Genomic DNA, 11,837 nt, shown 5'->3' with positions numbered 1-11,837 from the left:
AATGATGGCACTGGTTTCAGATTACACACGCGGCAGGTTGCTGCGATGTTTCACTGCATTGGGTCCGTATATCCGTGAGCCGCAGTGTCAGGAGGGGCACTATTTTTTTGACTGCCTGGCGGTGTGTGTGAATGCGGGGGTCGCGCCGGAAAAACGTGAGTTTTTTGGCTGGTGGCTGACACTGATCCCGCAGGAAACCGGGTTTGTCTCAGAATACCATACCGGGGTATTTGATAAAAAAGGGCTCTGGCAGGAAAAATCCCTGTCTGACAAAGAGATCCGTGATGCGGTCAGCAAAACCCTGACTGATTTTTATCCCCGCTTACAGGCCGTTCTTCAGGAACTGGATCTGTCCCTGACCCCGTCACCGGTATCACCGCCCCCCGGAAAGCAGCCGGATTAATGTCCGGTTTTGCGTTGTGCCTGTTGGCATGGCGCGCATCACCTGTTAAAACAGGTCATCTTTTCTTATCCCGCAAAATGAATGGTAGAACGCAATGAATAGCAGCCAAACGCTGGTTGTCAAACTGGGCACAAGTGTGCTGACCGGCGGATCACGACATTTAAATCAGGCCAGGATTGTTGAACTGGTCCGGCAGTGTGCGCAGCAGTATGCAAAAGGGCACCGTATTATTATTGTGACTTCCGGGGCGATTGCCGCCGGTCGTGAACACCTCGGTTACCCGGAACTCCCCGCCACCATTGCGTCCAAACAGCTGCTGGCGGCCGTTGGTCAGAGCCGCCTGATCCAGTTATGGGAGCGCCTGTTCTCGATTTACGGTATCCATATCGGCCAGATGCTGCTGACCCGCGCGGATATGGAAGATCGCGAGCGTTTCCTGAATGCCCGTGACACGCTGACCGCACTGCTGGATAACGGCATTGTGCCGGTCATCAATGAAAATGATGCGGTTGCCACAGCAGAAATTAAAGTCGGAGATAACGATAACCTCTCCGCGCTGGCAGCGATCCTCGGCGGGGCGGATAAGCTCCTGCTGCTGACCGATATTGAAGGGCTGTATACTGCCGATCCGCGCAGCAACCCGGACGCCACCCTGATTTCTGAAGTGCATGACATCAGCGATGAACTGCGCAGTGTTGCAGGCGACAGTGTCTCCGGGCTGGGCACCGGCGGAATGGCCACCAAGCTCCAGGCCGCGACGGTCGCAGGACGTGCGGGGATCGATGTCATTATTGCTGCCGGTGATCGCGCCGGGGTGATTTGTGATGTGATTGATGATATTCCGGTCGGCACCCGGTTCTTCGGGAAAAAAGCACCGATGGAAGCGCGTAAGCAGTGGATCTTCGGGGCACCGCCTGCCGGCGAGATCATTGTGGATGACGGTGCGGAGAAAGCGCTGAAAGATAAGGGCAGTTCCCTGTTGCCGAGCGGGATCCGTACTGTGAACGGCAATTTCTCCCGTGGTGAGGTTGTCCGCATCCGCGCGCTGAACGGGCGGGATCTGGCACACGGTGTCTGCCGGTATAACAGCGATGCACTGCGCCTGATTGCCGGACGGCAGTCACAGGAAATCAGCACGATTTTAGGTTATGAATACGGCGCAGTGGCTGTTCACCGCGACGATATGATTGTCAGTTAAGGATATCAGCATATGTTAGAACAAATGGGTAAAGCGGCCAAAGCCGCCTCCTGGGCACTGGCTCAGCTTTCCGGAAAACAGAAAAATCAGGCTCTGACCCGCATCGCCGATCTGCTGGAACAGAACAGTGCGCCGATCCTTGCTGCCAATGAACTTGATATTGCCAAAGCCCGTGAGCAGGGCACCTCAGAGGCGATGCTTGATCGCCTGCTGCTGACGCAGGCACGCCTGGAAAGTATTGCTGCGGACGTGCGTAAGGTCTGTCAGCTGGCGGATCCTGTCGGGGAAGTGATCGACGGCGGTGTGCTGGAAAGTGGTCTGCGCCTTGAGCGCCGCCGTGTGCCGCTCGGTGTGGTCGGTGTGATTTATGAAGCACGCCCGAATGTGACGGTGGATGTTGCCTCGCTGTGCCTGAAAACCGGTAATGCGGTGATCCTGCGCGGCGGCAAAGAGACACACAATACCAATGTGGCGATGGTCAGTGTTATTCAGCAGGCGCTCAGTGAGTGTGGCCTGCCGCAGGCGGCGATCCAGGCGATTGATACCCCGGATCGTGCGTTGGTCAATGAATTGCTGAAGATGGATCGCTATGTGGATATTCTTATTCCGCGCGGCGGTGCCGGTCTGCATCGTCTGTGTCGTGAGCAGTCCACGATCCCGGTGATCACCGGCGGTATCGGCGTGTGTCATATTTTTGTTGATGAAACGGCGGATCTGCATAAAGCGCTGCCGGTCATCCGCAATGCCAAAGTGCAGCGTCCGAGTGTCTGTAATGCGGTGGAAACGCTGCTGGTGCATGAAAAAGTGGCTGCAGAATTCCTGCCGCTGCTGAGTGATCACATGGCGGCGGATAATGTTACCCTGCATGCGGATCCTGCCGCGCTGGCGCTGCTGAAAAACGGCCCGGCGAAGACGGAAGCCGTAACAGAAGCACAGCTGTCAGATGAATGGCTGTCACTTGATCTGAATGTGGTGATTGTGAAGGACATTGACGGGGCGATTGAGCATATCCGTCATTACGGCACTCAGCACTCGGAATCGATTCTGACACAATCCATGTCTCAGGCTGATTATTTCGTCTCAAATATTGATTCATCAGCAGTTTATGTTAACGCCAGCACCCGTTTCACTGACGGCGGTCAGTTCGGACTGGGCGCGGAAGTCGCGGTCAGCACCCAGAAACTGCATGCCCGCGGCCCGATGGGGCTGGCGGCACTGACCACCTATAAGTGGATCGGGGTCGGTGACCACACGATCCGTTCATAAACAGGCCGTTATGCATCCGCAGGACGTTTTTTGTCAGATGACAGCCACGTTCTGCGGATCGCGCTTTAGCTTTTTATCTGAGTACGCTATGATAGGCCATCTTAATTTACACTTATGTAAAATATTATGAACACCTGCGGAGAAAGCGGATAGTATGAATCATCAGGATGAGAAACCGATTATTTATCTTATCGGCGCCCGCGGGGCTGGCAAAACCACGGTGGGTAAACCACTGGCACAGGCATTACTGTACGATTTTATTGACACTGATGCCTGTGTGACAGAACAGTGCCGGATGTCTATCTCCCAGCTGGTGGAACAATCGGGCTGGCGCAGTTTCCGCGAGCTGGAAAGTGATGTGCTGCGTCAGGTCAGTAAACCGCACCGTCTGGTCTCCACCGGCGGCGGCATTGTGATGGCACCGGAAAACCGGGCGTTTATGCAATCCTCCGGCAAAGTGGTGTATCTGCGCGCCAGTGCCGAAACCCTGGCGGAACGGTTGTCACACACACCTCAGGCGCATCAGCGTCCGAGCCTGACCGGCAAATGCATTGTGGAGGAGATGGCAGAGGTGCTGAGCAAACGCGAGCCGCTCTATCTGGAATGCGCGGATATCGTGGTGGATGCCACCTGTCCGGTGCCGGAACTAATCAGTCAGATCTGCACCTGCATCCACGCCGCCGTATAGTGCCTGTTGCTGTATTATTGTGAACAGTGACACAAATCGAATAAAGGTAATTCCGTACCGCTCTGTCAGTTGGTTAATCAATCCGCTGTGTTATTATTAAAGCGTCTGCCCGCCGAACTGATTGGCGGAATAATAAATACACAGGGAATTCAGTATGTTGATGAATGTGTTACGTGCACTGCTCCGCGGATTATTCCGCATTCGTGTTACAGGTGACCTGAGTAATCTTAATCAACCGCGAAGTGTAATCACCCCGAACCACGCCTCTTTTATCGATGGTGTTCTGCTGGGATTATTCCTGCCGACCCGGCCGGTGTTCGCGATGTACACCAATTATGCCACGCCATTTTTCATCCGCTGTTTAAAACCCATTGCCGATATTATTCCGGTGGATCCGCGTAATCCGCTGGCATTGCGGCATCTGATCCGCGAAGTGGAAAAAGGGCGTCAGATAGTGATCTTCCCGGAAGGGCGGGTGACGATCACTGATTCTCTGATGAAGATCTACGACGGCGCTGCTTTTATTGCTGCCAAAACCGGCGCGAAAGTGATCCCGGTGCGGATTGACGGCGCGGAACTGACGTATTTCAGCCGGATGCGGAAAGTGATCAAAAGTCACTTTTTCCCGGCCATCACCATTCATGTTCTGCCGCCGGAGACCATTCCGATGCCGGAGGCACCGCGTGCCGCAGAGCGCCGCCGTCTGGCGGGGGAACATCTGCGCGACATTATGATGGATGCACGCATGACGTGCCGCCCGTCACTGACACTGCCGCAGGCGTTTCTCGGCGCGGTAAAACGTTACGGCCGTTTCCAGCGGATCATTGATGACATCAATTTCAGTGAGGACAGTTATCAGGGGCTGCTGAAAAAATCCCTCGGACTAAGCTGTATTATCAGCCACTACACCAAAGAGGGGGAGCGCACCGGTTTCCTGCTGCCGAATGCCACCGTGATGGGAGCGGCGATCCTCGGCGCTTCCATGCGCCGCCGTATTCCGGCACTGCTTAACTACACAGCGGGTGTCGCCGGGCTGCGGAATGCTATGAAAGCAGCGGGGATCACGACCATCATCACCTCGCGCCAGTTTCTGGAAAAGGGCAAGATGACACATTTGCCGGAGCAGCTGACAGAAGCCAACTGGGTCTATCTGGAAGAGGCAAAAGCATCCGTTACCCTGAAAGACAAACTGTGGGTGATGCGTCACCTGGTCACGCCGCAGGCGGCACTGCTGCCGCAAAAGCCGGAAGATGATGCGATTATTCTTTTTACCTCCGGCTCAGAAGGCACACCGAAAGGTGTGGTGCACAGCCACGACTCTCTGCTGGCGAACGTTGAGCAGATTAAAACGGTGGCGGATTTCACGCCGAAAGACCGTTTTATGTCCGCACTGCCGCTGTTTCACGCCTTTGGTCTGACTGCCGGGCTTATCACGCCGCTGCTGTGCGGCAGCCGGATTTTCCTCTATCCGAGCCCGCTGCATTACCGCATGGTGCCGGAGCTGACGTACGATCAGAACTGTACCGTCATTTTCGGGACATCCACCTTCCTTGCCAACTATGCCCGTTTTGCTCATCCGTATGATTTTGCCCGTGTCCGCTATGCTGTGGCCGGGGCGGAGAAGCTGGCGGAAGGCACCAAACAGGTCTGGCAGGATAAATTCGGCCTGCGCATTCTGGAAGGTTACGGGGTGACTGAGTGTGCGCCGGTGATTTCCATTAACGTGCCGATGGCCGCCCGTACCGGTACTGTCGGACGGCTGATGCCGGGGATGGAAGCGCGGCTGCTGCCGGTTGCCGGGATTGAAAACGGCGGGTTGCTGCAGGTGCGCGGCCCGAATGTGATGAAAGGGTATCTGCGGGTGGAAAAACCGGGGCAGATTGAACCGCCGTCAGCGGAGAATATACAGGGCGAGGTTCAGATCGGCTGGTATGACACCGGCGATATCGTCACACAGGATGCAGCCGGGTTTATCACTATCCGCGGACGGGTCAAACGCTTTGCCAAACTGGCCGGTGAGATGATCTCGCTGGAGAGTGTTGAGCAGCTGGCACTGAGTGTTTCGCCGGATAAACTGCATGCCGTGGTGACGAAGCCGGATGCAAAACGCGGCGAAGCACTGGTGATGTTTACCACTGACAGTGAACTGGATCGCACACAACTGCTGACAGAAGCGAAAGCGAAAGGGCTGCCGGAACTGGCTGTTCCGCGTGATATCCGTTATATCAGACAGCTGCCGGTGCTCGGCAGCGGTAAACCGGATTTTGTCACACTGAAACAACAGGCATTACAGGAGCCGCAGGTATGACAGCATCCGCCCCGTTACTGAACAAAGGCATGAAAGCGGTACTGGTTTCCCAGTTTATTACGGCATTTGCGGATAACGCGATTCTGTTCGCCATCCTTGCACAGCTCAGCGCCCGGCACTATCCCGAATGGAGCCAGCCGATGCTGCAGATGGTCTTTGTGCTGACTTTTATTGTGCTGGCACCGTTTGTCGGACAGATTGCCGACAGCTTCCCGAAAGGGCGGGTGATGCTGCTGTCGAACGCCTGTAAGCTGTTCGGCGCGGTGGTGATCTGCTTCGGCGCGGATCCGTTCCTGGGATACGGGCTGATCGGGGTCGGGGCGGCGGCCTATTCCCCGGCAAAATACGGGATCCTTGGTGAGCTGACCACCGGTGAGCAACTGGTGAAAGCCAACGGGCTGATTGAAGCGTCGACGATTGTGGCTATTCTGCTGGGCTCGGTAACCGGCGGCTTTCTGTCTGATTACCATATTACAATGGCACTGATTTTATGCACGGTGATGTACGCACTGGCGGCAGTGACCAATATCTATATTCCGCGGCTGCCGCCGGCGAAAACCGGCCTGAGCCGCAATCCGCGCACGCACGATGGTGGTCACTTTCTTCCGCGCTGTAGTATCACTGTGGAAAAACCAGGAAAGCCGTTTTTCCCTGACCGGTACCAGTCTGTTCTGGGGCGCGGGCGTGACACTGCGGCTGATGCTGGTATTGTGGGTTCCGGTGGCGCTGGGTATTACCGGCCAGACCATGCCGACACTGCTTAACGCCATGGTTGCTATCGGGATTGTGGCGGGGGCGGGGCTGGCTGCCCGCTTTATCACCCTGGAAACCGTGCGCCGCTGCATGCCGGCCGGGATCCTGATCGGGGTGATGGTCATTATTTTCACCTTCCAGACCTCGGTGGTACCGACCAATATCACGCTGATTATGCTCGGTGTATTCGGCGGCCTGTTTGTGGTGCCGCTCAATGCCCTGCTGCAAAAGCGCGGTAAAGAGACTGTCGGGGCGGGGAACGCTATTGCGGTACAGAATATGGGGGAAAACGGTGCGATGCTGCTGATGCTGGGGCTCTACTCCCTGGCCGTTAAAGCAGGTGTGCCGGTGGTGGTAATCGGTGCGGCGTTCGGCAGCCTGTTTGCCCTCGCCATCGGCGGATTATGGCTCTGGGATATCCGCCGCAAAAAACAGATTTCACAACAGGAGTGACCGATGCATGATGAACAGGCTCTGACCCGGCGCAGTACGGAACTGGGATCTTATCTCCTTGAGGCCGGTCTGAGTGTCACAACGGCAGAATCCTGCACCGGCGGGTGGATTGCCAAGGTGATCACAGATATCGCTGGGAGTTCGGCGTATTTTCAGCGCGGATTTGTCACCTACAGTAATGATGCCAAACACAGTATGATCGGCGTATCAGAACAGTCACTGTCCGCCTTTGGTGCGGTCAGTGAGGCGGTGGTCCGCGAAATGGCCGCCGGGGCGCTGGACACTGCGGATGCGGATCTGGCCGTCTCTGTCAGCGGCATTGCCGGGCCGGATGGCGGCAGTGATGAAAAGCCGGTCGGCACAGTCTGGTTCGGCTGGGCGTGGCGGGAAAAAACAGGAATAAAAACCGCGGCCCGCAGCTGGTGTTTTCCGGGCGATCGTAATGCGGTGCGCTGTCAGGCGGTGCTGAAAGGGCTCGACGGATTAATTGCAATTCTGACGAAAAAATCACTTGATACTGTATGACTATACAGTATAATCAGTTCAACAGATTCAGTTGAAACCATTTTAATAACCCTGGCGGTGTCTCAGGGGTTGAGAAGGGAGTTTACATGGCTATTGATGAGAACAAACAGAAAGCACTGGCAGCAGCCTTAGGTCAGATCGAGAAGCAGTTCGGTAAAGGTTCGATCATGCGTCTGGGTGAAGACCGTTCCATGGATGTGGAAACTATCTCAACCGGCTCTCTGGCACTGGACGTTGCACTGGGTGCAGGTGGTCTGCCGCTGGGACGTATTGTTGAAATCTACGGGCCTGAATCTTCCGGTAAAACCACGCTGACATTACAGGTTATTGCCGCTGCACAGCGTCAGGGCCGTGTGTGTGCGTTTATCGATGCGGAACACGCACTGGATCCGGTCTATGCCAAGAAACTGGGCGTGGATATTGATAACCTGCTGTGCTCCCAGCCGGACACCGGCGAGCAGGCACTGGAAATCTGTGATGCTTTAACCCGCTCCGGTGCTGTTGATGTCATCATTGTTGACTCCGTGGCAGCACTGACACCAAAAGCTGAAATCGAAGGTGAAATTGGTGATTCACACATGGGTCTGGCTGCCCGTATGATGAGCCAGGCGATGCGTAAGCTGGCCGGTAACCTGAAAAACTCCAACACACTGCTGATTTTCATCAACCAGATCCGTATGAAGATTGGTGTGATGTTCGGTAACCCGGAAACCACCACCGGTGGTAACGCACTGAAGTTCTATGCCTCTGTCCGTCTGGATATCCGCCGTATCGGCGCGGTGAAAAACGGTGATGAAGTGGTCGGCAGCGAAACCCGCGTGAAAGTGGTGAAAAACAAAGTGGCTGCACCGTTCAAACAGGCTGAATTCCAGATCATGTACGGCGAAGGTATCAACACCATGGGCGAACTGATCGACCTGGGTGTGAAACATAAACTGGTTGAGAAAGCCGGTGCATGGTACAGCTACAACGGTGAAAAAATCGGTCAGGGTAAGGCAAACGCCACAATTTACCTGAAAGAACATCCGGAAATGGCGGATGAACTGGATAAAAAATTACGTGAGTTATTACTGAATCACAGTGGTGAATTCAGTACCGCAGCAGAAAGTTTCAACGAAGAAAGTGAAACTGAAGATGCGGGCAACGAAGAGTTTTAATTCGTAAAACCACACTGATTTTAAGATTTAAAGTAATAAAATCATTGAGTTATTCTGAAAGCTGTATCCGTGACGGGTACGGCTTTCTTTTTATCTGCGGACAACCACCTGTCTCTGTCCTTCATACCGTGTTCTTTATACAAAAACCCCTCTCCCGGCCGGATGAACGCCGTTTGTACGAACAGACTTTCAGAAAAAGTTTATTCGCTTTACAATGGGTACAGCGAATGGATTTATCTGGGAATTAATGTTCAAGGGAAACCCTTAAATTTCTCTCCGCCTTGATTGATCCGAAGGTTGAATCGGAGCGGCTTCACAGTCTGTTTCGCAATTCATAAATCTTATTATTTCAGCTTGATTTCGGGATAAATATGAGCAAAAGCACCGCTGAGATCCGTCAAGCGTTTCTCGACTTTTTCCATACAAAAGGACATCAGATTGTCCAGAGCAGTTCGCTGGTTCCGAACAACGACCCAACGCTGCTTTTTACTAACGCAGGGATGAACCAATTCAAAGATGTTTTCCTCGGTCTGGATAAGCGTCCTTACACCCGTGCCACCACAGCACAGCGCTGTGTCCGTGCCGGCGGTAAGCACAACGACCTGGAAAACGTCGGCTACACTGCACGTCACCACACTTTCTTCGAAATGCTGGGTAACTTCAGCTTCGGCGATTACTTCAAGCACGATGCCATCAATTTCGCCTGGGAACTGCTGACCGGCAAAGAATGGTTTAACCTGCCGAAAGAAAAGCTGTGGGTTACTGTTTATGCAACGGATGACGAAGCGTACAACATTTGGAAAGATGAAGTCGGTGTTCCGGCTGAGCGCATTATCCGCATCGGTGATAACAAAGGTGCCCAATACGCCTCTGACAACTTCTGGCAGATGGGCGATACCGGCCCTTGCGGTCCGTGTACTGAGATTTTCTTTGATCACGGCGACCACATCTGGGGCGGCCCTCCGGGATCACCGGAAGAAGACGGCGACCGTTACATCGAGATCTGGAACATCGTCTTTATGCAATTCAACCGTCAGTCTGACGGCACATTAGAGCCGCTGCCGAAACCATCCGTTGATACCGGTATGGGTCTGGAGCGTATTACCGCTGTTCTGCAGCATGTAAACTCTAACTATGATATCGACCTGTTCCGCAAACTGATTGCCGATGTGGCGAAAGTGACCGGTGCTGACGATCTGACCAGCAAATCACTGCGCGTGATCGCCGACCATATCCGCTCCTGTGCCTTCCTGATTTGCGACGGCGTTATTCCGTCCAACGAAGGCCGCGGTTATGTGCTGCGCCGTATCATCCGCCGCGCTGTCCGTCATGGCTACATGCTGGGCGCGAAAGACACCTTCTTCTACAAACTGGTTGCGCCGCTGATCGACGTGATGGGCTCTGCCGGTGAAGAACTGGCCCGCCAGCGTGTGATGGTGGAGAAAGTACTGAAGTCAGAAGAAGAGCAGTTTGCCCGTACGCTGGAACGCGGCCTGCAACTGCTGGATGACGAATTAGCCTCACTGACCGGGGATACCCTGAGCGGTGAAGCGGCATTCCGTCTTTACGACACCTATGGTTTCCCGCTGGATCTGACCGCTGACGTCTGCCGTGAGCGCAACCTGAAAGTGGATGAAGCCGGTTTTGAAGCGGCAATGGAAGAACAGCGCCGCCGTGCCCGTGAAAACAGCGGTTTTGGTGCGGACTACAACAGTCTCATCAAAGTGGACAAGCGCAGTGACTTCTCCGGTTATGACCACAATGAACAGGCGGCAACCATTGTTGCACTGTACAAAGAAGGTCAGCCGGTTACTGAGCTGAATGCCGGTGATGAAGGTCTGGTGATCCTGGATAAAACCGCGTTTTATGCGGAATCCGGTGGCCAGGTCGGTGATACCGGTGTGCTGTCGAGCAACGATGCGCAGTTCAGCGTTCTGGACACACAGAAATACGGTCAGGCTATCGGCCATGCCGGTCGTGTGGACAGCGGCAAACTGACGGTGAACCACAAAATCACCGCGAAAATCGACGAAGAGCGCCGTAATGCTATCCGCCTGAACCACTCGGCAACACACCTGATGCATGCCGCGCTGCGTCAGGTTCTGGGTGAGCATGTGTCACAGAAAGGCTCACTGGTAAACGATAAATACCTGCGTTTTGACTTCTCTCACTTTGAAGCCATGACACCGGCACAAATCCGTGAAGTGGAAGCTCTGGTCAACGCCGAAATCCGCAAAAATGAGCCGGTCGTGACCGAGCTGATGGATCTGGAAGAGGCGAAAGCCAAAGGTGCGATGGCTCTGTTCGGTGAAAAATACGATGAACGTGTCCGTGTACTGAGCATGGGCGACTTCTCAACCGAGCTGTGCGGCGGTACTCACGCTGCACGCACCGGTGATATCGGTCTGTTCCGTATTATCAGTGAATCCGCCACAGCGGCCGGTATCCGCCGTATTGAAGCGGTCACCGGTAGCGGCGCACTGGAAAGCGTGAATCAGCAGTCTGATGCACTCTCTGCGGTGGCTCAGCTGGTGAAAAGTGATGAAGCCGGTGTGAGCGAAAAAGTCAAAGCTGCGCTGGATAAAATCCGCACCCTGGAAAAAGAGTTACAGCAACTCAAAGAACAGCAGGCTGCGCAGGAAAGTTCCTCCATGACCAAAGATGCCGTTTCAGTGAACGGTGTTAAACTCCTGGTGAAACAACTGACTAACGCTGAACCTAAAATGTTACGCACGATGGTTGATGATCTAAAAAATCAATTAAGCTCTGGAATTATTGTGCTTTCAACTATCAGTGATGATAAAGTTAGCCTCATTGCAGGTGTAACGAAAGATCTGACCGGCAAAGTCAAAGCCGGCGAACTGGTTGCCTTTATTGCTGAACAAATCGGCGGTAAAGGGGGCGGTCGCCCGGATATGGCCCAAGCCGGCGGGACAGATACCGCTGCTTTACCTGCTGCTATGGCAAGCGTTGAAAGCTGGGTGGCATCTCACCTGTAGTCTGAGTAAATATGAACAGGAGCGCGCTCCGGCGTGCTCCTGATATTGGTGATAAGGTCTTTGTATCACTAACGTTAGGTCGCAATT

General features: G+C 54.2%; 8 protein-coding genes and 1 pseudogene. All 9 read left to right on the top strand.

Annotated features, from left to right (window positions below):
- Position 1: 1 nt before the first annotated feature.
- On the top strand, positions 2 to 403 hold the full coding sequence (gene crl, locus X965_RS15620; protein ID WP_004237862.1) for a sigma factor-binding protein Crl: 402 nt from the start codon (positions 2 to 4) through the stop codon (positions 401 to 403).
- A 94-nt stretch (positions 404 to 497) separates the two neighbouring features.
- The gene (gene proB / locus X965_RS15615; RefSeq protein ID WP_004237863.1) at positions 498 to 1,601 is read left to right on the top strand and encodes a glutamate 5-kinase; all 1,104 of its coding nucleotides are present in this window, start codon (positions 498 to 500) and stop codon (positions 1,599 to 1,601) included.
- 12 nt (positions 1,602 to 1,613) lie between these two features.
- Positions 1,614 to 2,867 carry a glutamate-5-semialdehyde dehydrogenase gene (proA, locus tag X965_RS15610; RefSeq protein ID WP_036418785.1) on the top strand — a complete coding sequence of 418 codons (1,254 nt, stop codon included), beginning with the start codon at positions 1,614 to 1,616 and terminating at the stop codon, positions 2,865 to 2,867.
- 154 nt (positions 2,868 to 3,021) lie between these two features.
- Entirely contained in the window at positions 3,022 to 3,555 is a 534-nt protein-coding gene (aroL, locus tag X965_RS15605; RefSeq protein WP_004237865.1) for a shikimate kinase AroL, read from the top strand.
- 154 nt (positions 3,556 to 3,709) lie between these two features.
- Positions 3,710 to 5,863 carry a bifunctional acyl-ACP--phospholipid O-acyltransferase/long-chain-fatty-acid--ACP ligase gene (gene aas, locus X965_RS15600; protein ID WP_036414078.1) on the top strand — a complete coding sequence of 718 codons (2,154 nt, stop codon included), beginning with the start codon at positions 3,710 to 3,712 and terminating at the stop codon, positions 5,861 to 5,863.
- Positions 5,860 to 7,069: pseudogene (gene lplT / locus X965_RS15595) on the top strand (lysophospholipid transporter LplT). The gene aas and the pseudogene lplT overlap by 4 nt, the downstream one beginning before the upstream one ends.
- Before the next feature lie 3 nt (positions 7,070 to 7,072).
- Complete coding sequence (gene pncC / locus X965_RS15590) at positions 7,073 to 7,594, top strand: nicotinamide-nucleotide amidase (protein WP_004237868.1); 522 nt, start codon at positions 7,073 to 7,075, stop codon at positions 7,592 to 7,594.
- Between the two features lie 86 nt (positions 7,595 to 7,680).
- Positions 7,681 to 8,751, top strand: a complete 1,071-nt coding sequence (recA, locus tag X965_RS15585) for a recombinase RecA (RefSeq protein ID WP_004237869.1) — start codon at positions 7,681 to 7,683, stop codon at positions 8,749 to 8,751.
- A gap of 371 nt (positions 8,752 to 9,122) precedes the next feature.
- Entirely contained in the window at positions 9,123 to 11,750 is a 2,628-nt protein-coding gene (gene alaS / locus X965_RS15580) for an alanine--tRNA ligase (RefSeq protein WP_015422531.1), read from the top strand.
- The last annotated feature ends 87 nt before the right edge of the window (positions 11,751 to 11,837 follow it).

The organism is Morganella sp. EGD-HP17 (genome assembly GCF_000512315.2).
Taxonomy (GTDB): domain Bacteria; phylum Pseudomonadota; class Gammaproteobacteria; order Enterobacterales; family Enterobacteriaceae; genus Morganella; species Morganella morganii.
Note: the sequence above shows the minus strand (reverse complement) of the source record. Positions and strands in the feature narration are given on the sequence as shown.